Source organism: Pseudomonas sp. RC10-4-2, assembly GCF_050433085.1.
GTDB classification, from domain to species: Bacteria; Pseudomonadota; Gammaproteobacteria; order Pseudomonadales; family Pseudomonadaceae; genus Pseudomonas; species Pseudomonas aeruginosa.
Window position 1 is genome coordinate 1,029,649 of sequence record NZ_JBNPXX010000001.1, and the last position, 19,964, is coordinate 1,049,612.

Annotated in this window: 19 protein-coding genes; 9 read left to right on the forward strand and 10 right to left on the reverse strand. The window is 68.1% G+C overall.

Features of this window, described 5'->3' with window-relative positions; genetic code table 11:
* Nucleotides 1–59 precede the first annotated feature (59 nt).
* From phnE to FHW81_RS04835, 4 genes are read right to left on the reverse strand one after another with little or no spacing between them, the layout of a single operon-like run.
* Complete coding sequence (gene phnE, locus FHW81_RS04820; RefSeq protein ID WP_003091685.1) at nt 60–830, reverse strand: phosphonate ABC transporter, permease protein PhnE; 771 nt, start codon at nt 828–830, stop codon at nt 60–62.
* Complete coding sequence (locus FHW81_RS04825) at nt 827–1,660, reverse strand: PhnE/PtxC family ABC transporter permease (RefSeq protein WP_003113153.1); 834 nt, start codon at nt 1,658–1,660, stop codon at nt 827–829. Before FHW81_RS04825 ends, phnE begins: the two co-directional genes overlap by 4 nt.
* Nucleotides 1,654–2,457 carry a phosphonate ABC transporter ATP-binding protein gene (locus tag FHW81_RS04830; protein ID WP_003119655.1) on the reverse strand — a complete coding sequence of 268 codons (804 nt, stop codon included), beginning with the start codon at nt 2,455–2,457 and terminating at the stop codon, nt 1,654–1,656. Before FHW81_RS04830 ends, FHW81_RS04825 begins: the two co-directional genes overlap by 7 nt.
* Nucleotides 2,454–3,311 carry a putative selenate ABC transporter substrate-binding protein gene (locus FHW81_RS04835; RefSeq protein ID WP_003113155.1) on the reverse strand — a complete coding sequence of 286 codons (858 nt, stop codon included), beginning with the start codon at nt 3,309–3,311 and terminating at the stop codon, nt 2,454–2,456. The genes FHW81_RS04830 and FHW81_RS04835 overlap by 4 nt, the downstream gene beginning before the upstream one ends.
* 148 nt (nt 3,312–3,459) lie before the next feature.
* Here FHW81_RS04835 and FHW81_RS04840 point away from each other — a divergent pair, with 148 nt between their 5' ends.
* Entirely contained in the window at nt 3,460–4,350 is an 891-nt protein-coding gene (locus FHW81_RS04840; RefSeq protein ID WP_003113156.1) for an NAD(P)-dependent oxidoreductase, read from the forward strand.
* A 3-nt stretch (nt 4,351–4,353) separates the two neighbouring features.
* On the opposite strand, the gene FHW81_RS04845 is transcribed toward FHW81_RS04840, so the two are convergent.
* On the reverse strand, nt 4,354–6,534 hold the full coding sequence (locus FHW81_RS04845; protein WP_023091136.1) for a putative bifunctional diguanylate cyclase/phosphodiesterase: 2,181 nt from the start codon (nt 6,532–6,534) through the stop codon (nt 4,354–4,356).
* 326 nt (nt 6,535–6,860) lie between these two features.
* Here FHW81_RS04845 and FHW81_RS04850 point away from each other — a divergent pair, with 326 nt between their 5' ends.
* Nucleotides 6,861–8,516: a phosphoethanolamine transferase gene (locus tag FHW81_RS04850; RefSeq protein ID WP_003091675.1), complete on the forward strand. Its 1,656-nt coding sequence runs from the start codon at nt 6,861–6,863 to the stop codon at nt 8,514–8,516.
* Between the two features lie 68 nt (nt 8,517–8,584).
* Here the strand turns inward: FHW81_RS04850 and FHW81_RS04855 are convergent, their stop codons facing one another.
* Nucleotides 8,585–9,040 (reverse strand): universal stress protein, encoded by a 456-nt coding sequence (locus FHW81_RS04855; RefSeq protein WP_003091672.1) that lies wholly within the window; start codon nt 9,038–9,040, stop codon nt 8,585–8,587.
* A 282-nt stretch (nt 9,041–9,322) separates the two neighbouring features.
* The gene (gene rapA, locus FHW81_RS04860) at nt 9,323–12,175 is read right to left on the reverse strand and encodes an RNA polymerase-associated protein RapA (protein WP_003124326.1); all 2,853 of its coding nucleotides are present in this window, start codon (nt 12,173–12,175) and stop codon (nt 9,323–9,325) included.
* Between the two features lie 235 nt (nt 12,176–12,410).
* Between rapA and FHW81_RS04865 the strand changes: the two genes are divergently transcribed.
* From FHW81_RS04865 to FHW81_RS04895, 7 genes are all read left to right on the forward strand, one after another.
* On the forward strand, nt 12,411–12,719 hold the full coding sequence (locus tag FHW81_RS04865; protein ID WP_003091664.1) for a hypothetical protein: 309 nt from the start codon (nt 12,411–12,413) through the stop codon (nt 12,717–12,719).
* Between the two features lie 53 nt (nt 12,720–12,772).
* Complete coding sequence (locus FHW81_RS04870) at nt 12,773–13,375, forward strand: alpha-ketoglutarate-dependent dioxygenase AlkB family protein (protein WP_003115462.1); 603 nt, start codon at nt 12,773–12,775, stop codon at nt 13,373–13,375.
* Nucleotides 13,372–13,533 carry a hypothetical protein gene (locus tag FHW81_RS04875; RefSeq protein ID WP_003091659.1) on the forward strand — a complete coding sequence of 54 codons (162 nt, stop codon included), beginning with the start codon at nt 13,372–13,374 and terminating at the stop codon, nt 13,531–13,533. The genes FHW81_RS04870 and FHW81_RS04875 overlap by 4 nt, the downstream gene beginning before the upstream one ends.
* Nucleotides 13,534–13,781: 248 nt before the next feature.
* On the forward strand, nt 13,782–13,895 hold the full coding sequence (gene ccoM, locus FHW81_RS04880) for a cytochrome c oxidase subunit CcoM (protein WP_003091657.1): 114 nt from the start codon (nt 13,782–13,784) through the stop codon (nt 13,893–13,895).
* 208 nt (nt 13,896–14,103) lie between these two features.
* On the forward strand, nt 14,104–16,098 hold the full coding sequence (locus FHW81_RS04885) for an FUSC family protein (RefSeq protein ID WP_003107446.1): 1,995 nt from the start codon (nt 14,104–14,106) through the stop codon (nt 16,096–16,098).
* Nucleotides 16,085–16,288: a DUF1656 domain-containing protein gene (locus tag FHW81_RS04890; RefSeq protein ID WP_003091655.1), complete on the forward strand. Its 204-nt coding sequence runs from the start codon at nt 16,085–16,087 to the stop codon at nt 16,286–16,288. Before FHW81_RS04885 ends, FHW81_RS04890 begins: the two co-directional genes overlap by 14 nt.
* Before the next feature lie 26 nt (nt 16,289–16,314).
* Nucleotides 16,315–17,172 (forward strand): efflux RND transporter periplasmic adaptor subunit, encoded by an 858-nt coding sequence (locus tag FHW81_RS04895; RefSeq protein ID WP_003091654.1) that lies wholly within the window; start codon nt 16,315–16,317, stop codon nt 17,170–17,172.
* Here the strand turns inward: FHW81_RS04895 and FHW81_RS04900 are convergent.
* From FHW81_RS04900 to FHW81_RS04910, 3 genes are all read right to left on the reverse strand, one after another.
* Nucleotides 17,153–18,328: an MFS transporter gene (locus FHW81_RS04900; RefSeq protein WP_003117592.1), complete on the reverse strand. Its 1,176-nt coding sequence runs from the start codon at nt 18,326–18,328 to the stop codon at nt 17,153–17,155. The genes FHW81_RS04895 and FHW81_RS04900 overlap by 20 nt on opposite strands.
* A 150-nt stretch (nt 18,329–18,478) precedes the next feature.
* On the reverse strand, nt 18,479–18,949 hold the full coding sequence (locus tag FHW81_RS04905; RefSeq protein WP_003091647.1) for a MaoC family dehydratase: 471 nt from the start codon (nt 18,947–18,949) through the stop codon (nt 18,479–18,481).
* Nucleotides 18,946–19,896: an alpha/beta hydrolase gene (locus FHW81_RS04910; protein ID WP_003160755.1), complete on the reverse strand. Its 951-nt coding sequence runs from the start codon at nt 19,894–19,896 to the stop codon at nt 18,946–18,948. The genes FHW81_RS04905 and FHW81_RS04910 overlap by 4 nt, the downstream gene beginning before the upstream one ends.
* Nucleotides 19,897–19,964: the final 68 nt, after the last annotated feature.

Here is a 19,964-nt window from a genome sequence, read left to right on the forward strand (position 1 = left end):
ATGCCCGATCTTCGGCGGGCTTCGTAAATTTCCTCGAACGGGCGCGGCGGCGCGTTTTCCTATTGGCTGACCCAGCGCTGCCGCGCCCAGGCGCTCAGGCTGTCGACCCCGAGCACCAGGACCAGCATGGCCAGGATCACCGTGGCGGCCTGGGCCTGCTGGAACAGGCTCAGGCTGAAATAGAGCATCTGCCCGAGCCCGCCGGCACCGACGAAGCCGAGCACGCTGGCCATACGGATATTGTTCTCCCAGCGGTACAGGGTATAGGCCACCAGTTGCGGCCAGACCCCCGGCAGGGTGCCATAGGCGAATGCCGCGAGGCGTCCGCTGCCGGCCAGGCGCAAGGCCTCGGCGGGCTGCGCCGGGGTGTTCTCCAGGGCTTCGGCGAACAGCCGGCCGAGCACGCCGCCGGTGTGCAGCGCCAGGGCGAGGGTCCCGGCGTTCGGCCCGAGCCCGGCCGCCAGCACCATCAGCGCGCCCCAGACCAGCTCCGGCACCGCGCGCAGCGCATTGAGCAGGAGTCGCGCCAGGCTCTGCGCCGGCACGCCGAAGCGACCTGCCGCCGGCAGCGCGAAGAGCAGGCCGAGCAGCGCCGCCAGCAGGGTGCCGATGGCCGACATGGCCAGGGTTTCCAGCAGCCCCCGGCCAATCGCCCGCAGGTGCGGAGCGGACAGGTCGGGCGGGAAGAACTCGCTGGCGTAGGCGGCCATCTGGCCCAGTCCCTTGCCGCTGAAAAGACCTGCGGTGTCCATGTCCAGATAGGCGAACGAGGCGCCCACCGCGGCCACCACCAGCAGCGGCCAGAGCAGCAGGCGCCAGGTCCGGCTCATGCCAGCCTCCCGCGCAGGAAGCGGCTCAGCAGGTCGGCGAGGAGGACCAGCAGGAGGAAGGTCAGCAGGATGCTGGCAACCTCGCCGCCGGCGAACATCCGCAGCGACAGGTCGATCTGCTGGCCGAGGCCGCCGGCGCCGACGAAGCCCATCACCACCGAAGCACGGATCGCGCACTCCCAGCGATAGACAGTGTAGGAAATCATTTCCCCGGCGGCGTTCGGCAGCACCCCGTAGGCGAACGCCGCCAGCCGCGATCCGCCGCCCAGCAGCAGGGCGCGGGTGGGGCGCGGATCCACCGACTCGAAGATTTCCGCGTAGACCTTGCCGAGCATGCCGGCATAGGTGATGGCGATGGCCAACACCCCGGCGGTGGGCCCTAGGCCCACGGCGCGGACGAACAGCAGCGCCCAGACGATTTCCGGCACGCTGCGCAGGAGGATCAGCAGGCCGCGCACCGGCCAGCGCAGTGCCCGTGCCCACCAGGCCGGCAGGCCGCCGCGCGGCAGTGCCGAAAGCGACAGGGCGCGGGTCGCCAGCAGTGCGGCGGGAAACGCCAGGAGCCAGGCCAGGGCCATGCCGGCGGTGGCGATGGCGAGGGTTTCCAGGGTGGCGCGGCCGAGCAGGGCGAGGAACCCGGGATCGTGTGCCGGCGGCCAGAAGCCGGCGAGGAAACCGCCCATGGTGCGCGCGTTGTCGCCGCTGAACAGGCCGGGGATATCCAGTTCGCTGAGGCGCAGCCCCGGCCAGAGCAGCAGCAACGCGGCCAGGGTCAGCAGCAGGCGCGGCAGGGCGGCGGGGTCGCGCGGCGGAGAAGCGGCGTTCAGCATCGTGGGATGTGCACCACGGCGGGTTCGCCGGCCGGGCTGGCGCGCTCGGCCTGCAGTTGTTCGTTGGCGTAGAGGGCGTCCAGCGCGGCGCGGTCGACTTCGCCGGCGGGCAGGTCGAAGGCGATGCGTCCGGCGCGCAGCCCGATCACCCGGGGGAAGTGTTGCAGCGCCAGGTCCACCGCGTGCAGGCTGGCCAGCAGGGTGCTGCCGCGCGCGGCGGCCTCGCGGTTGAGCAGGGCCAGGGTATGGCCGGCGAGCACCGGGTCCATGGCCGAGACCGGTTCGTCGGCGAGGATCAGCTCGGCGCGCTGGTAGAGCACCCGGGCGATGCCGACCCGCTGCAACTGGCCGCCGGAAAGCTGGTCGCAGCGCTGGAACAGCTTGTCGCCGAGATCCAGGCGTTGCAGTGCGTCGTGGGCGCCGGCGCGGTCCAGCGGATAGACCAGGCTGACCAGGCTCTTCCATAGCGGCCACTGGCCGAGGCGCCCGGCCAGTACCGCGCTGACCACCCGCTGCCGTGGCGGCAGCGGTGGTGCCTGGTGGACCAGGCCGATGCGCGCGCGCAGGCGTTGGCGGGCGGCGGCGGATAGCGCCCAGGGCTCCTCGCCGAGCAGTTCGACACGGCCGGCGCTGGGCCGCCATTGGCTGGCGAGCACCCGCAGCAGGCTGGTCTTGCCGGCGCCGGAAGGTCCGATCAGGGCTACCCGTTCGCCAGCGGCCAGGCGCAGGCGGATGTCGGCAAGGGCGCGTTGGCCGTCGGCGTGGACCAGGTCCACGCCGTCGAGGCTCAGGCTCACTTCAGCAGGCCGGCGGCGCGTGCGGACTCCTCGATGCCCTTGTAGTTGTCCGGATTGGTCTCGATGAAGCGGCTGGCGGCCTGCAGGTCGAGGATCTCCTTGTCGGCCGGTTTCGCCGGGTCGAGGGCGAGGAAGGCCTGCTTGATCTTCTCGGCCAGGGCCGGGTCGAGGTTGCCGCGCACGGTCCAGTTGTAGTCGTAGTAGGTCGGCGTGGTGGCGAAGACCTTGACCTTGGCGGTATCGACCTTGCCGCTGTCCACCAGCTTCTGCCAGACCGAGGCGTTCAGCACGCCGGCGTCGACCTTGCCGGCCTGGACCCAGGCTACGGTGGCGTCGTGGGCGCCGGAGTAGGCGACGCGGGAGAAGAACTGCTCGGGGACGATGCCGTCCTTCTGCATGAAGTAGCGCGGCATCAGGCTGCCCGAGGTGGAGGAGACCGAGCCGAAGGCGAAGGTCTTGCCCTTCAGGTCCTGCAGGGATTTCACCTGGGGATCGGCCGTGATGAATTTGCTGGTGAACTGCTGGTCCTGCTCGCGCTGCACCAGGGGAATGGCGTTGCCGGTCTTCAGCCGCGCCTGGACGAAGGTGAAGCCGCCCAGCCAGGCCATGTCCAGGCGGTCGGCGGCCAGCGCCTCGACCACCCCGGCGTAGTCGGCCACCGGGACGAACTTCACCGGCATGCCGAGTTGCTTCTCCAGATAGGCGCCGAGCGGCTTGAATTTGCGCAGTAGCTCGGTGGGCGCCTCGTCGGGGATCGCCGAGACCTTGAGTTCTTTCAGGGTTTCGGCGTGGGCGAGCGCGGCGGACAGGGACAGGGCGATGCCGGCGGCGAGCGCCAGGGAGCGTTTCAACATGGGAGAGTTCTCCGGTTCAATGGCGGAAAAAACCCGGGGAGTATAGTGGTGCGCGGCCCGCTTGGGCAGCCGTCGCGGCGTTGCTCGCCGGCGCCTCGCGGGTAATATGGCGCTCCCCGTGCCCATTCGCTGCGTATTGGAGTTCGCCATGTCCGCTTCCCTGCCTTCCCTTGCCTTCGCCGGTCTCGGCCTGATGGGCGTGCCCATGTGCCGCCGGCTGCTGGCCGCCGGCTATCCGCTGGCGGTGTGGAACCGTTCGCCGGGCAAACGCGAGTTGCTCGCGGCCGAGGGCGCGAAAGCCGTCGAGGTCCCGGCCGAGCTGGCCGCCGACGCGGAAATCCTGATGCTTTGCCTGGCCGATACCGCGGCGGTGCGCGAAGTGGTGTTCGGCGCCGGCGGCATCGTCGAGAACGCCAGGCCCGGGCAGTTGCTGGTGGACTTCTCCAGCGCCGAGCCGGCCGCCACCCGCGAGATGGCCGCCGAGCTGGAGGCGCGCTGCGGCGTGCGCTGGGTCGACGCGCCGGTCTCCGGCGGCACGCCGGGCGCGGAAAGCGGCAGCCTGGCGATCATGGCCGGCGGACGCGCAGCGGATATCGAACGCCTGCGGCCGGTCCTCTCCCGGCTTGGCCAGCGCCTGACGCGCATGGGCGAGGTGGGCGCCGGGCAGGTGACCAAGGTCTGCAACCAGATGATCGTTGCCTGCAACGCCCTGGTGATCGCCGAAGTGGTGGCGCTGGCGGAGCGGGCCGGGGTCGACGCCAGCCTGGTCGCTCCGGCGCTGGCGGGCGGCTTCGCCGACTCGAAGCCGTTGCAGATCCTCGCCCCGCAAATGGCCGAGAGCCGTTACGAGCCGGTCAAGTGGCACGTACGGACCCTGCTCAAGGATCTCGATACCGCGGTGAAGCTGTCCCGCGAGCAAGGCGCGGCCACCCCGATGAGCGGGTTGGCCGCGCAGTTGATGCGTCTGCACGGCAGCCAGGGCTATCTCGAACGCGATCCGGCGACCCTGGTGGAGCAATACCGGACCGCCGTCGAGTGAACCTCAGGCCTGGTTCAGGCTGCGCAGCGGCGGCGCGGCGTCGAAGCGGTAGGCGCGGAGGAACTCTTCCAGGGCCGCCAGCGGCAGCGGCCGGCTGAACAGGTAGCCCTGCACCAGCTCGCAATGGTTCTCCCGCAGGAACGCCAGTTGCTGCGGGGTCTCCACGCCCTCGGCGACGACTTTCAGATGGAGCTTCTGGGCCATCGCGATGATCGCCTGGGCGATTTCCATGTCCCGCTGCGAGGCGGGGATGTCCATGATGAACGAGCGATCCACCTTCAGCGCGTCCAGCGGCAGGCGCCGCAGGTAGGCGAGCGACGAATAGCCGGTGCCGAAGTCGTCGATCGACAGGCTGACGCCCAGCTCGCGGAGGCGTTCGAGCAGCGGGATGGTCTGGTCGATGTTGTACATCAGCGCGTCCTCGGTCACCTCCAGTTCGAGGAAGCACGCCGCCAGCCCGGCCTGCTCCAGCGCATGACGGACTTCGTCGACCAGGCTGGCCCGGCCGAGATTGCTGGCGCAGCAGTTGACCGCCACCCGCAGCCGTTCGTGGCCGGCCAGGTGCAGGCTGCGCAGGTCGCGGCAGGCGCGTCGCAGCACCCAGTCGTCGAGCTGGTCGATCATGCCGTTGGCTTCGGCCAGGCCGATGAAGCGGTCCGGACCGAGCAGGCCCTGGGTCGGATGGCGCCAGCGCACCAATGCCTCCAACTGGTGTACCTCGCCGTCGGCGAGGGCGAGGATCGGCTGGTAGTGCAGCTCCAGTTGGTCGTCGCGCAGGGCCTGGCGCAGTTCCTCCTCCATCTGCAGTTCCTGGGTCGCCCGCACCAGCAGTTGCCGGCTGAAGAACTGCGCGTTGTTGCGCCCGCAGGCCTTGGACTGGTGCAGGGCCAGGCCGGCGTTCTTCAGCAGCTCCTCGCACTGCTCGCCGTCGTTCGGATAGAGGCTGACGCCGACGCTGGCGGTCATCACCAGGGTGCGCCCGTCCAGAGCGATGGGTTCCTTCATCTTCTGCATCAGGCGTTGCGAGAGGATGTGCGCCTCGTGGTCCTGGGTGAGGTCGGCGAGCACGCAGAACTCGTCGCCGGCGAAGCGCGCCACCACGTCGCTATCGCGCAACACGCTGCGGATGCGTTCGGAGACGATCTTCAGCAGTTGGTCGCCAGAGTCGTGGCCGAGGGAATCGTTGATCCGCTTGAAGTGATCGAGGTCGAGGAACATCACCGCCAGGCCCTTGCCTCTCAGGCGACAATTCTCCAGGTGCTGGACGAACACTTCGTTGAATGCCGTGCGGTTCTGCAGGCCGGTCAGGCTGTCGTAGCGAGCCATCTGGCGCAGCGAGGCGTGGGCGTGGTCGAGCTGGTTGAGCAGGGCGTTGACCCGGCTGTTTTCGCTGAGCCGGCGCTCCCGTTGTTTCTCCGACCATGCGGCCCAGATGCCGCAGGCGGCGATGGCGCTGGCGAGCACTCCGGTGAGCCAGCCCAGGCGCAGCGAGTCGGCGCTGGCTTGCAGTTCCAGCGGCGTGCCGGCGGGTACGCTGAGCACCAGCGCGGCCATCCCGGTGAAATGCATGGCGGCGATGGCGCCGGCCAGCAGCAGGCTGGCGATCAGTTTCATGTAGCGGTAGCGCGCGCTGCGCCGGCCGCGCAGGTAGGGGACCGCGGCGAGGGCGGTGAAGGCGGCGCCGATGGCGATCAGTACCGAAAGGGCGAACAGCGATGGCTGGTAGTACTGGGTGGCCACCGAGCGCATCGCCGCCATCCCGGTGTAGTGCATGGCGGCGATGCCCAGGCCGATGCAGCAGGCGGCGAGCAGGCAGGGCAGCAGGCCGAAGCGCGGGCGGGCGGTCATGTACATCGCCAGGTACGAGGCGGCGACGGCGATCAGCAGCGACAGGCCGGTGATCGGCAGGTCGTAGCGCAGGGCGATCGGCGCGTGGAACGCGAGCATGGCGACGAAATGCGTGGCCCAGATGCCGCTGCCCAGGCAGAACGCCCCGACCCATTGCCAGCGGCGCGGGTGGCTCAGGCTGTTGCCGACCCGCTCGACCATGTCCAGCGCCGTGTACCCGGCGAGGCAGGCGACGAGGAAGGCGAGCGCCACCAGCGACGGAGAATAGGTGCAGTTCTGCAGCACGTAGCCGTCGACGGGAGACTCTCCGAGGAAGCGCAGGCCTTGCCAATCCATAGCGGTGTCTCCCTGGACACGGAAAACCCGCGGACGGCGCGGGTGCGGGCTGGGGGTGGCATTGTGCTTCCAGTATAGATAGCGGGAGCCACCTGCAAGGTCGGCATGGAAGGAAGTCGCTGGCCGCCGACATACGGCCGGTTTCGGCATTTTCCCGGGGAGAAAAGGCATAGCTGAGCTTGTTCCGGCTCCATCGCCACGGGCATGATCGCTGCGCCCGCGAGGGCTCGCGAGGCTTCACGAAATTTTGACCAGGCGCCCGATAGAGTTCGGGCGCCCCGCCACGGGGGGTGGCGGCGGTCCGTTACGTTTCAGGAGTTGCTTCAATGGGTGGGGGTATCAAGCGTTTCTTGCCGGCTATCGGTTCGACCCGGCTGGTGATGCTGTTCGCGCTGGTTCTGGTGGTGTTCTACAACGCGGCGACCTGGAAGGCCCTGCATGGCCTGGTGCCGCTGCAAGGCTTGAAGGGCTTCGCGTTCTTCGCCTCGTTCGCGGCGTTCCTGTGGGCCGCCTTCACGCTCCTGCTGACCCTGGTTTCCTTCCGCCCGCTGCTCAAGCCGGCCTTGACCCTGGTCGCCCTGTGCTCGGCCGGCGCGACCTACTTCATGGGCAGCTACGGCATCAGCATCGACACGGTGATGGTGCAGAACGTCTTCGAGACCAACGCCACCGAGGCCGGCGACCTGGTCAACCCGACCCTGCTCGGCTATCTGCTGTTGCTCGGTGTCCTGCCTTCGCTGCTGATCTGGCTCTGGCCGGTACGCTACCGGCCGTTCTTCCGCGGCCTGCTGAACAAGATCCTGACGCTGCTCGGCTGCCTGCTGATCGTCGCGGTAATGGTAGGCAGCTTCTATTCCACCTACGCCCCGATCTTCCGCGAGGAAGACAAGCTGACCCACTTCATCAACCCGACCAACTACATCTACGCGGTGGGCAAGTACGCCAAGCAGCGCCTGGTGATCAAGGAACACCTGGTGGTCGAGCCGATCGGCCTGGACGCCCGCCAGGCGCCGGCTGCGCTGCAGCGACAGAAGAAATCGCTGCTGGTGTTCGTGGTCGGCGAGACCGCCCGTGCCGATCATTTCTCGCTGAACGGCTACGCCCGCGAGACCAACCCGGAGCTGAGCAAGCAGGACATCGTCAACTTCACCCAGGTCCGTTCCTGCGGCACTTCCACCGCGGTCTCGGTGCCCTGCATGTTCTCCCAGTACCCGCGCGAGGACTACAGCGACAAGAAGGCCAAGACCCACGAAGGCCTGCTGGACATTCTCCAGCGTGCCGGCGTGCAGGTGTTGTGGCTGGAGAACAACAGCGACTGCAAGGGCACCTGCCTGCGGGTGCCCAACCGGGACATCCCGAAGACCCAGCCGAGTCCGTTCTGCGACGGCAAGAACTGCCTGGACGAGTCGCTGCTGGTAGGCCTGCAGGAGTACATCGACGGGCTGCAGGACGACGCCATCATCGTCCTGCACTCCGATGGCAGCCACGGTCCCGAGTACTACGAGCGCTACCCGAAGGAGATGGAGCGCTTCCAGCCGGTATGCCGGACCAACCAGCTCGGCAGTTGCAGCAAGGAAGAGCTGGTGAACGTCTACGACAACACCATCCTCTATACCGACCACTTCCTGACGAAGGTGATCGAATTGCTCAAGCGGAATGCCGACAAGCGCGATACGGCGATGATCTACGTGTCCGACCACGGCGAGTCGCTGGGCGAGAATGGCGTCTACCTGCACGCGGCGCCCTATTCGATCGCGCCCCAGGCGCAGATCCACGTGCCGATGGTCATGTGGTTCGCCCCGCAGGCGCTGGGCAACTGGGGCATCCAGCGCAGTTGCCTGGACGGCAAGCGCGACGACAAGGACCTGAGCCATGACAACCTGTTCCACTCGGTGCTCGGCCTGCTGGACGTACAGACTTCGCTGTACCAGCCGGCGCTGGACATCTTCGCCAGTTGCCGCGCGCCCAGGGCAGCCCAGTGAGCGACGGGGGCTGAAAGAAAAAAGGCCGTGGAGGATTCCCCCCACGGCCTTTTTCGTCGGCTTTCGCCTTATTTGTCGCGGACCAGCAGGACCGGACGCGAAGCCACGCGGATCAGGCCTTCCGCCACGCTGCCGAGCATCAGGCGGCGCATGCCGCGACGACCATGGGTGCCCATGACCACCACGTCGGCATCGCTGGCCTGGGCCTCGAGCTCGATGCGCTCGGCGATTTCCTCGCTGGCGCGCTCCTGGCAGACGCGATCGAAGGTGGCGCCTTCGACGTTGCTCGCCTCGACCTTCTCGCGGGCCTTGGCCAGGACGTCATCGGCGGCTTTCAGCGCGGCTTCGCGCAGCGGCTCGGGGTTGTAGTACACCGCGTAGTCGGGAAGGTGGCGCAGCGGGCTGTCGACGATGGTGATGACGCGCAGCTTGCCGCCGCTGAGGCCGGCCAGCTTGATGGCCTCTTCCAGGGCGCGGTCGGAGACCGGGCTGCCGTCCACGGCTACCAGAATGCGATCGTACATAAGGTGTCCCTCCAGAGTGAGTGTCCGCCCGCCGGGCGTTCTTGAAACTTCAAGGACACTGTAGACCCTCGCGGCCGGCGGACCTTTGCCGGAGGTCAATAAGTCGCAGGGCGACCGTCGCGATTCCGCTGCGACGCCTGGCTCGCGGCCCGGCGGGGGCCGGGGAACGGGGCGAACGGTCGCCGCGCGGCCATTCGCCGTTGCGGCCTTCGCTGGAAATGAAATGAAAGAAGCCATGGGGGATGCCCATGGCTTCTCGTTTCGCGCAGCCGTTGCCGGGCGTCAGCCGGCGACCAGGATGCGGATCGCCTCGAGGCGCAGGGAGGCCTTGTCGAGCAGGGCCAGGCCTTCCTCGCGCTGGGTGCGCAGGCTGTCCAGCTCGCTGTCGCGGACGCTCGGGTTGACCGCCTTGAGCGCGGTCAGGCGCGCCAGTTCCTCGTCCATGGCGGCGGCGAACTGCTGCTTGGCCCTGGCCACGCGTTCCTCGTGGCGCGGGACGATCTTGCCCTCGGCCACGTCGAACTGCTTGGCCAGCACATCGCGCTGGGCCTGGACGAACTTGTTGGCGCTGACCCGTGGCACGCTTTCCAGCTGGTCGTTGAGGGTTTCCAGGGACACCCGGCCGGCCAGGTCGTTGCCGTTGGCGTCGAGCAGGCAGCGCAGGGCCTGCGGCGGCAGCCAGCGGCCGAGCTGGAGGGCGCGCGGTGCCACGGCTTCGCTGACGAACAGGAGTTCGAGCAGCACGGTGCCGGGCTTTAGCGCCTTGTTCTTGATCAGCGCCACCGAGGTGTTGCCCATCGAGCCGGACAGCACCAGGTCCATGCCGCCCTGAACCATCGGATGTTCCCAGGTGAGGAACTGCATGTCCTCGCGGGCCAGCGCCTGGGCACGGTCGTAGGTGATGGTCACGCCTTCGTCGTCGCCGAGGGGGAAGCCGGCGTCGAGCATCTTCTCGCTTGGCTTGAGGATCAGGGCATTTTCCGAATGGTCTTCGCTGTGGATGCCGTAGGCGTCGAACAGGCGCTCCATGTAGATCGGCAGGGCGAAGTCGTCGTCCTGTTCCTCGATGGCCTCCACCAGCGCCTCGCCTTCGCCGGCGCCGCCGGAGTTCAGCTCGAGCAGGCGGTCGCGACCGCTGTGCAGCTCCGCTTCGAGGGCTTCGCGACGGGCGCGGCCTTCGGCGAGCAGCGCGTCCCAGGCCTTGTCCTCGCCGCCGTCGAGCAGCGGCAGCAGGCGCGGGCCGAACTCGTGTTGCAGGGCGTTGCCGGTGGGGCAGGTATTGAGGAAGGCGTTCAGCGCCTGGTGGTACCACTGAAACAGGCGCTGCTGGGCGCTGTTCTCCAGGTGCGGTACGTGCAACTGGATGGTGTGTCGCTGGCCGATCCGGTCGAGGCGGCCGATGCGCTGCTCGAGCAGGTCCGGGTGGGCCGGCAGGTCGAACAGCACCAAGTGGTGGGCGAACTGGAAGTTGCGGCCTTCGCTGCCGATTTCCGAGCAGATCAGCACCTGGGCGCCGAACTCTTCGTCGGCGAAGTAGGCGGCGGCGCGGTCGCGCTCGAGAATGCTCATGCCTTCGTGGAACACCGTGGCGGAGATGCCCGAACGCAGGCGCAGGGCGTCTTCCAGGTCGAGGGCCGTCTCGGCGTGGGCACAGATGACCAGGACCTTGAACTGCTTGAGCATCTTCAGGGTATCGATCAGCCACTCGACGCGCGGGTCGAAGCGCCACCAGCGGTTGTTGTCGTCGCCGTCTTCCCACTGCTGCTGGAAATTCACTTCCGGATACAGGTCCGGGTGTTCGCCGGCCGGCAATTCCTCGTACTGGCTCGGCATCGGCAACGGATAGGCGTGCAGTTCGCGCTGGGGGAAGCCCTGCACGGCGGCACGGGTGTTGCGGAACAGCACGCGACCGGTGCCGTGGCGGTCGAGCAGCTCGCGGACCAGGCGCGAGCGAGCGTCTTCATCGCCGCCCTCGACGCTGGCCAGCAGCTCGTCGCCCTCGCTGCCGAGGAAGCCGTGGATGGCCTTGCGCGCGCCGGCGGAAAGACTGCCGTGGTCGAGCAGTTCCTGCACCGCTTCGGCGACCGGGCGATATTGCTCGCTCTCCCGGCGGAACGCTTCGAGGTCGTGGAAACGATTCGGATCGAGCAGGCGCAGGCGCGCGAAGTGGCTGTCCTGGCCGAGTTGCTCCGGGGTCGCGGTGAGCAACAGGACGCCGGGAATGATCTCCGCCAGTTGCTCGACCAGCGCGTATTCGGCGCTGACCTGGTCCTGGTGCCAGACCAGGTGGTGGGCTTCGTCGACCACCAGCAGGTCCCAGCCGGCGGCGAACAGGGCGTCCTGGGCGCGTTCGTCTTCCTTCAGCCACTCCAGGGCGACCAGGGCCAACTGGGTGTCCTCGAAGGGATTGCTGGCATCGCTTTCGGCGAAGCGCTCCTTGTCGAACAGGGCCACCTGCAGGTTGAAGCGCCGGCGCATCTCCACCAACCACTGGTGCTGGAGGTTTTCCGGGACCAGGATCAGCACCCGCCCGGCGCGGCCGGAGAGCAACTGGCGATGGATGATCAGGCCGGCCTCGATGGTCTTGCCCAGGCCCACTTCGTCGGCCAGCAGGACGCGCGGCGCCATGCGGTCGGCGACTTCGCGGGCGATGTGCAACTGGTGGGCGATCGGCTGGGCGCGGGCGCCGCCGAGGCCCCAGAGCGAGGACTGGAGCAGTTGGCTGCGGCGTTCGAGAGTGTGGTAGCGCAGGGAGAACCAGGGCAGGGGATCGATCTGTCCGGCGAACAGACGGTCGCTGGCGAGGCGGAACTGGATGAAGTTGGAGAGCTGGGTTTCCGGCAGGGTGCGCTGCTCGTTCTGCGCGGTGAGGCCGTGGTACACCAATAGGCCCTCGCTTTCCTCGACCTCGCGAACGGTCATCTTCCAGCCTTCGAAGTGCGTCACTTCATCGCCGGGGGCGAAGCGCACGCGGGTCAGCGGCGCATTGCGCAAGGCGTATTGGCGGGTATCGCCGGTCGCCGGATAGAGCACGGTGAGCAGGCGGCCATCCTGGGCCAGGATGGTCCCCAGGCCCAATTCCGCTTCACTGTCGCTGATCCAGCGTTGCCCCGGTTGATACTGCGCCATGTCCACCTCCCAAAAAAGCCGGGTATGGTACCGCAACGCGTGGCGTTGAGCGACGCTTGGCGATGGATTGCGTGTTGCGCCACGGCTTCGTCGGAGAGCCGTCCGTCGGTACGGGAGCGCCCGCCTGGCGGCTGGTTCTCAAGTCGAGCGGCGGGTCGACCGATAACCCTTGTAGAAGAACGCCGCAAACCGGCACGCTGCGAGAACCCATGACGCGGCACTACCCAGAGAGGTTGCCTGCATGCTTCCGCCGATCCCCCAGGGCCTGATCCCGGTCACCGTCCAGCAGGACCCGCCCAAGCCCCGTCCGGCCACGCCGCCGGTCGCGCCGACCCAGGCTGGCGCGGGCAGCGATGGCGTCGCCTTGCGCCAGGAGCGCGACGAGGAAAGCTGGCTGGAAGAGGAATACCGCCGTCGCCAGCGCCGCCAGGGCGGCGAGGCGCACGCGCGGAGCGACGAGGGGGACGAGGCGCCGGCTGACGAGGCGGGGGAGAGCGCCCAGGCGGACGAGCTGCCGCGCAAGGGACAATTGATCGACATCGAAGTGTAACCCTGGTTTTCCAGGCTTCAGCAGCGGCCTTGCGGCGTAGTAACCTGCGGCCCATGGACCTGTTCGCCGACGCACCCCTGACCCTGCCGGACGCCGACCTGCGCTATCTCCCGCATTGGCTGGATGCGCCGCTGGCGAGCGCCTGGCTGTTGCGCCTGGAACAGGAAACGCCCTGGGAACAGCCGATCCTGCGCATCCATGGCGAGGAGCATCCGACCCCGCGCCTGGTGGCCTGGTACGGCGACCCTGACGCCGCCTACCGTTATTCCGGCCAGGTCCACCGGCCGCTGCCATGGACCGCGTTGCTCGGCGAGATCCGCGAGCGCGTGGAGCGCGAGGTCGGCCAGCGGGTCAACGGCGTGCTGCTGAACTACTACCGCGACGGCCAGGACTCCATGGGCTGGCACAGCGACGACGAGCCAGAGCTGCGCCGCGATCCGCTGGTCGCCTCGCTCAGTCTCGGCGGCAGCCGCCGCTTCGACCTGCGGCGCAAGGGCCAGACCCGCATCGCCCACTCTCTGGAACTGACCCATGGCAGCCTGCTGGTCATGCGCGGCGCAACCCAGCATCATTGGCAACATCAGGTGGCGAAGACCCGCCGCTCCTGCATGCCCCGTTTGAACCTGACCTTCCGCCTGGTGTACCCCCAGCCATGAACGACGACGACAAGGTGATCGACCTCAGCGCCGAGCGCGACAAGCGCATCCACGACGTGCACGAGAAGCGCCTGCAGGAGGTCCGCAAGGCCTTCGAACAGGTGTTGCCGCTGGGCAAGCCGCGGAAGAAGCCGAAAGGCAAGCCGAAGAAGCGCTGAAGCCTCCGCCGCCGCGTTCGCCGGCGGCGCATTCCTGCGGGCAACGTGCGGCGATCGGGCAGGTTTTTCCCGGTTATCTGCGGCGTCCGACCGCATTCTCCCTCCTGCGAAACTTGACCTGGGTCAGTGTCATGCACCTGGCCGAAAAAGCCCGTCCGGGCGATTGATCCAGGTCAATATTGCGCCGCCGCGCCTCGCTAATCTGAGCCCATCGAGCAACACCCAACCGGCAACTGGAGGCCATCAACATGTTCATCGACGAAGTGGTTCTCGCAGGGATTCTTACAGTAGGCCTCATGGTCGCTTTCTTCGGTGGGGTCGGTTACTTCATCTGGAAGGATTCCCATAGCCGCAAAGGCTGATCCTCCCGGATACACAGAGCACGCAAGGCACTTAGGGCGACTTCGGTCGCCCGTTTTTTTTGCGCCTGGAAAAACACCGGCGCAGCGATCGGGATACTACGAATGTCGCTGGACGATATTGTTAGCAGCCTAATAATATAGGCTGCACATATCGCCTCGGCGTTCGCCGGCTATCTATGCTGATGTAGACCCCGTTTCGGAAGACCCTGTGCCCATTCACTGGAAGCCGTTCCTGGCACCCTCGACGCTGGCGCTCAAGTTCGCCATCAAGACGCTCCTGGCCGGCGGCCTGGCGTTGTGGTGCGCCTTTCGCTTCGACCTGGAGCAGCCGCAATGGGCGCTGATGACCGTGCTGATCGTGTCCCAGCCGTTGTCCGGCATGGTGGTGGCGAAGGGCTTGTTCCGCCTGCTCGGCACCCTGGTCGGCACCGCGATGTCGGTGCTGATGATCGCGCTGTTCGCCCAGGCGCCCTGGTTGTTCCTGCTGGCCATCTCGCTCTGGCTGGGGCTCTGCACGGCGGCCTCGACCTCCCTGCGCAACCACGTTTCCTATGCCTTCGTACTTTCCGGCTATACGGTGGCGATCATTGGCCTGCCGGCGGTGGACCAGCCGCTGCTGGTCTTCGAGCAGGCGGTGGCGCGTTGTACCGAGATCTGCCTGGGGATCATCTGCGCCTCGGCGGTCAGTGCGATCCTCTGGCCGCAGCGGGTCGAGCAGAACCTCGACAAGCAGGCCCACGCCACCTGGCTGCTGGGCATGCAGGCCGCGCGCGGCGAGATCGACCCGCGCCAGCGGCAGCCGCAGGGGCTGCTCAACGCGCTGAGCAAGATCGTCGAGGTCGATGCGCAGCGCGACCATGCCTGGTTCGAAGGCGAGCGCGGGCGGCGCCGGGCCGGCGCCCTGGCGTTGCTCTCGCGCGACCTGCTCAGCCTGTTGCGCACCGCGCGCGGCGTGGCCCGGCAACGGGCGCGGCTGAGCGAAGAGGAAGAGCGCCGGGTGGAGCGCTGGCTGGCCGCGCTGGCCAGCGCCCTGGAAGGAACTGATCCGGCGTCGATGCAGGCGCTGCGCGAGGAGTTGGCGCAGGTCGCGGTCGAGCCGCAGTGGAGCAACGACCAGCGTTACCTGCTGACCCGCTGCTCGGTGCTGCTGCTCAAGGCGGTGAATGCCGAGAAGGGCATGCGCGCGGTGGCCAGCGGCGAGGTCGAGGGGCGGGTGGGCAGCGCCGGCACCCTGTCCTGGCACCGCGACCTGCAGATGGCGCTGTTCTACGGCGCGCGTAGCGCCCTGGCGTTGCTCGGGCTGTCGGTCTACTGGATCTATACCGCGTGGCCGGCGGCGTCCGGCGCGATGCTGCTGGCGGCGGTGGTGTGCAGCCTGTTCGCCAACCGCGACAACGCGGTGGCCATCGGCCTGAGCTTCCTGCGCGGCATCGTCTACGCGATCCCGGCGGCGATGCTGGTCAGCCAATGGCTGCTGCCGCAGTGGAATGGCTTCCCGCTGCTCTGCCTGGCGATGGGCGTGCCGCTGTTCTTCGCCACCCTGGGCATGGCCGTACCGGTTACCGCCGGCACCGCCACCTCGTTCGCGATCCACTTCATCGTCCTGGTCGCGCCGCGCAACCAGATGGACTACAACCTCGCGACCCTGCTGAATTCCGCCCAGGGCGTGCTGATCGGAGTCGGCTTCGCGGTGGTGATCTTCCGCTTGCTGACCTTGCGTCCGGGCTGGCTGACCCGACGCCTGCTGGACGCCACCTGCGTCGATCTCGGCCGCCTCACCCGGCGCCCGCTGGCGCAGGCGGAGAACTGGTTCGGCGGGCGCATGGCCGACCGCCTGTTGCGCCTGGCGCGGCACGCCAACCTGTTGCCGGAGCAGGAGCGGCGGCGTTGGGACGATGGCCTCCTGGCGCTCGACCTGGGTAACGAACTGATCCACCTGCGGGCCTGCCTGGAGGGCGCCCGTGGCGTCCTGCGCAAGGCGCGCGACCGCTTCCTCGGGGAACTGGGCGAACTGCTTGAGGCCGGTCCCGCGGGTCCGCGCAGTGACCGCCTGGAGCGGATCAGCCTGCCGTTGCGCGAAGCCCTGGAGCGTGACGCTCGCCACGACGACGAAGCCAGCCGCCTGGCGCGCGCGGCCCTGGCGCAACTGCTGTTCACCTGGCAGCAGTGGTGCCATCAGGAGGAAAGCCATGAGTCTGCATGAATCGGCCTGGGGCGGCGTCTACCTCAGCCCGCTGTTCGTCTATGCCCTGCTGGCGCTGGCGGCCACCGCCGCGCTGCGGGTGCTGATCCAGAAAACGCCGTTGCGTCGCTGGGTCTGGCACGAGGCGCTGTTCGACTGCGCCCTGTTCATTTTGATGTTGAGTGGCATTACCTGGGCGGCTACGACCTGAATCGTCGCCCCGAGAAGGAGATTCGCATGCGTGCATCGCTTCGCGTCGTCGTCACCCTGCTGGTGGTCGCTGCCGCTGTCCTCGCCGGCATCTGGCTCTGGCGCTACTACATGCTCTCGCCCTGGACCCGCGATGCCCGGGTGCGGGCCGACGTGGTGGTGGTGGCGCCGGACGTGTCCGGCTGGGTGACCGACCTGGAGGTCAAGGACAACCAGGTGGTCAAGGTCGGCGACGTGCTGATGCGCATCGACCAGGAACGCTACCAGGCCAACCTGGAGCAGGCCCGCGCCGTCGCCGAGACCCGTCACCAGCAATACCTGTTGCGCCAGAACGAGGCGGCCCGGCGCAGCCGCCTGGGCATCGGCGCGATCAGCGCCGAGGACAAGGAAAACGCCCAGATCAATGCTGCCATCGCTCGCAGCGAGTACCAGGAGGCGCTGGCCCAGGTGAAGATCGCCGAACTCAACCTCAAGCGCAGCGAGCTGCGCGCCGCGCGCAACGGCCAGGTGACCAACCTGCGCCTGGCCCAGGGCAACTACGCCACGGCGGGCCAGGCGGTGATGGCGTTGGTCGACCAGCAGTCCTTCTATGTGGTCGCCTACTTCGAGGAAACCAAGCTGCCCGGCATCCGCGTCGGCATGCGCGCCCAGGTCCGCCTGATGAGCGGCGATCAGCCGATCGACGGCACGGTGGAGAGCATCAGCAGCGGTATCACCGACCGCAACTCGACGCCGGACGGCCAGTTGCTGGCCAATGTCGAGCCGACCTTCAACTGGGTGCGCCTGGCGCAGCGTATTCCGGTGCGCATCCGCCTCGACCAGGTGCCGGCGGATGTCCACCTGAGCGCCGGGATGACCGCCAGCGTCACCGTGCAGGGGGACTGAACGGCAGCGCTTGCGTGGCGCCATCCAGCGTGCTGGCGCCAAGCGCGCAGGCCAGCGCCGCCAGCACCAGGGCGAGGCCGACCCAGGGCGTCGCGGCGACTCCCAGTGCCGCCACCACCAGGCCGCCCAGCGCCGCGCCGAGGCCCACGCCCAGGTGCATGGCCGAGGTGTTCAGGGCGACGCCGGCGGAACCGCTGGCCGGATCGCTGCGCAGCAGGAAGCTCTGCACCACCGGCGAGATCATCCAGCTGATCGCGCTCCAGACCATCAGTACCGGCAGGAACCCGATGCTGCCCAGGCTCAGCGGCACCGCCGCCAGCGCCAGGGCGAAGGCCGCCGGTACCAGGCGCAGGGCGCGCCGGTGGCCGAGGCGGTCGGCCAGCCAGCCGCCGATATAGCCGCCGCTCAGCGCTGCCAGGCCGATCAGCAGGAGGATCAGGCTGATCTCGCTGGGCGAGCGAATACCGGCCATGCTCGCCAGGTACGGGGTGAAATAGGCGAACAGGGTGAAGTGCCCGCCGAGCAACAGGATCGATACCAGTTGCGCGAGCCACAGCGCGGGCTGGCGCAACTGCCGCAGGTAGCCTTCGCGGCCGGGCAGGTCGCCGGCCTGGCGTTGCGGCAGGTAGCGCCAGAGCAGCAGGCACAAGGGCAGCGAATAGACCGCGATGCCGGCGAAGATCCAGCGCCAGCCGAACCAGTCGCTGATCTGTACGCCCAGTGGCACGCCGAACACCAGCGAACCGCTGATGCCCATGAAGATCAGGCCGATCGCCCGGCCGCGCTGGGCCGGGGCGGCCAGCTCGGCGGCGAGCAGGCTGGCGAGGACGATCAGCAGCCCGCAACAGGCCGACATTCCCAGGCGAGCCAGGAGCAGGCCGAGATAGCCCGGAGCGAGGGCGGCGAGCGCGTTGCTGAGGGCGAACAGCAGCAGGGTCGCCAGCAGCAGGCGGCGGCGTTCGATGCGCCGGGTCAGCCAGCCGAGCAGCGGTGCGGCGAGGGCGAAGCCGAGGGAGAACAGGGTGGTGAGCTGGCCGGCCAGGCTGATGGAGACCCGCAGGTCTTCGGCCAGGGGCGGCAGGATGCCGATCAGGATGCTTTCCGCCAGGCCGGCGGCGAAGGTGGTCAGGGATAGCAACAGCAAGCGAAGGTCCATGGCGGCTCCGATTCCCGGTAAGGGGTTTCGGGCGGTGGAGTGCCTTCGGTTATCCCTGATGATTGAGGTAAGACAGCGGACAGGGTAGAGCAGCGCGCGGCGGCCCGGCAAGTCCGCCGGGCCGGATGGCCCGACGGTAGGGAAAGCCGCTCAGCCGATGCTGATCGGCGGCAGTTCGGCCAGCTCGACGCTGAGCTTCTCTTCCGGCGCCATGATCTCCGCTTCGCCGTCGACCACCTGCTTGCCTGCCTGGTTGAACACCCGCGTGGCCATGCGCACGCGATTTTTCGGCAGCTTCTCGAGGACTTCCAGTTCGACCTTCAGGTCGTCGCCGAGCTTGACCGGACGGGTGAAGCGCAGGGTCTGGCCGAGATAGATGGTGCCTGGGCCGGGCAGCACGGTGGCGATCGCCGCGCTGATCAGGGCGCCGCTGAGCATGCCGTGGGCGATGCGTTCCTTGAACTGGGTGGTGGCCGCGTAGGCGGCGTCCAGATGCACCGGGTTGCGGTCGCCGGAGACTGCGGCGAACAACTGCAGGTCGCGCTCGGCGATGCTGCTGGTGTACTCGGCCTTTTGCCCGACCTCTAGCTCGGCGTAGGGAATGTTCTGGACCTGGCTCATGTTCTCTCCTTTGTCGAATGATCCCGGCGGTGGCGCAGGGCCTGTTCCAGCCAGTCGATCAGGTCTTGGGTGACCGCGTCGCGGTTGCTCTCGTTGAACAGCTCGTGACGGGCCTCGGGATAGGTCTTCAGGGTCACCTGGCGCAGCCCGGCACTGCGCAGGGCGTCGGCCAGGTCGCCCAGGCGCTTGCCCTGGCTGACCGGGTCGCGTTCGCCGCCGATGATCAGCAGCGGCAGGTCGGCATCGATCTGCCGCAGGTGGGTGGGCGGGGTGATATCGGCCAGGCCGCCGAGCAGGTCCACCCACAACTGGTTGCTGCAGCGGAAGCCGCACAGCGGGTCGGCCACGTACCTGTCGACTTCCTGCGGATCGCGACTGAGCCAGTCGAAGGCCGTGCGATTGGGCTTGAACGCCTTGTTGAACGAGCCGAACGAGAGGAAGTCGATCAGCGCGCTCTTGCCCAACGGCCCCTGGCGCCAGCGCTCGAAGCGGGCGATCAGGCGGGCGATCCGGTAGAGCGCTTGCGGCTGGTAGTTGGAACCGGAAAGGATCGCCCCTTGCAGGCTGCAGCTGTGGTGCAGCAGGTAGGCCATGGAGATGTAGCTGCCCATGCTGTGGCCCAGCAGGAAGATCGGCAGTTCCGGGTGCTGCTGGCGGATATGGTGGTTCAGGCTGGCCAGGTCGCCGACCACCTTGCCCCAGCCGCCCTGGTCGGCGAAGTGGCCCAGCTCGTCGGCTTCGGCGGTCCGGCCGTGGCCGCGCTGGTCGATCGCATAGAAGTGGTAGCCGGCAGCGTTCAGCGCGGCGGCGAGACGCTCGTAGCGACCGGCGTGCTCGGCCATGCCGTGGGACAGCATCACCGCGCCGACGGCCGTTGCGCTCGGCCAGTGGCGGGTGTACAGCGGGGTTTCGTCGCTGGCGGGGAGCCAGTAGGCAGCGGCGGGCATGTTCGTTCCTTGTGCCGGGCGGACGCGTTCCGGCGCATTCTAGCAGCGTACGCGGCTTCGTCCCGGAA

What these genes read in the sequence shown, in the direction of transcription:
- phnE (WP_003091685.1), bottom strand. Translation starts at nt 830, where the DNA reads ATGAGCCGGACCTGGCGCCTGCTGCTCTGGCCGCTGCTGGTGGTGGCC.
- FHW81_RS04825 (WP_003113153.1), bottom strand. Translation starts at nt 1,660, where the DNA reads ATGCTGAACGCCGCTTCTCCGCCGCGCGACCCCGCCGCCCTGCCGCGC.
- FHW81_RS04835 (WP_003113155.1), bottom strand. Translation starts at nt 3,311, where the DNA reads ATGTTGAAACGCTCCCTGGCGCTCGCCGCCGGCATCGCCCTGTCCCTG.
- FHW81_RS04840 (WP_003113156.1), top strand. Translation starts at nt 3,460, where the DNA reads ATGTCCGCTTCCCTGCCTTCCCTTGCCTTCGCCGGTCTCGGCCTGATG.
- FHW81_RS04845 (WP_023091136.1), bottom strand. Translation starts at nt 6,534, where the DNA reads ATGGATTGGCAAGGCCTGCGCTTCCTCGGAGAGTCTCCCGTCGACGGC.
- FHW81_RS04850 (WP_003091675.1), top strand. Translation starts at nt 6,861, where the DNA reads ATGGGTGGGGGTATCAAGCGTTTCTTGCCGGCTATCGGTTCGACCCGG.
- FHW81_RS04855 (WP_003091672.1), bottom strand. Translation starts at nt 9,040, where the DNA reads ATGTACGATCGCATTCTGGTAGCCGTGGACGGCAGCCCGGTCTCCGAC.
- FHW81_RS04865 (WP_003091664.1), top strand. Translation starts at nt 12,411, where the DNA reads ATGCTTCCGCCGATCCCCCAGGGCCTGATCCCGGTCACCGTCCAGCAG.
- FHW81_RS04870 (WP_003115462.1), top strand. Translation starts at nt 12,773, where the DNA reads ATGGACCTGTTCGCCGACGCACCCCTGACCCTGCCGGACGCCGACCTG.
- FHW81_RS04875 (WP_003091659.1), top strand. Translation starts at nt 13,372, where the DNA reads ATGAACGACGACGACAAGGTGATCGACCTCAGCGCCGAGCGCGACAAG.
- ccoM (WP_003091657.1), top strand. Translation starts at nt 13,782, where the DNA reads ATGTTCATCGACGAAGTGGTTCTCGCAGGGATTCTTACAGTAGGCCTC.
- FHW81_RS04890 (WP_003091655.1), top strand. Translation starts at nt 16,085, where the DNA reads ATGAGTCTGCATGAATCGGCCTGGGGCGGCGTCTACCTCAGCCCGCTG.
- FHW81_RS04895 (WP_003091654.1), top strand. Translation starts at nt 16,315, where the DNA reads ATGCGTGCATCGCTTCGCGTCGTCGTCACCCTGCTGGTGGTCGCTGCC.
- FHW81_RS04900 (WP_003117592.1), bottom strand. Translation starts at nt 18,328, where the DNA reads ATGGACCTTCGCTTGCTGTTGCTATCCCTGACCACCTTCGCCGCCGGC.
- FHW81_RS04905 (WP_003091647.1), bottom strand. Translation starts at nt 18,949, where the DNA reads ATGAGCCAGGTCCAGAACATTCCCTACGCCGAGCTAGAGGTCGGGCAA.
- FHW81_RS04910 (WP_003160755.1), bottom strand. Translation starts at nt 19,896, where the DNA reads ATGCCCGCCGCTGCCTACTGGCTCCCCGCCAGCGACGAAACCCCGCTG.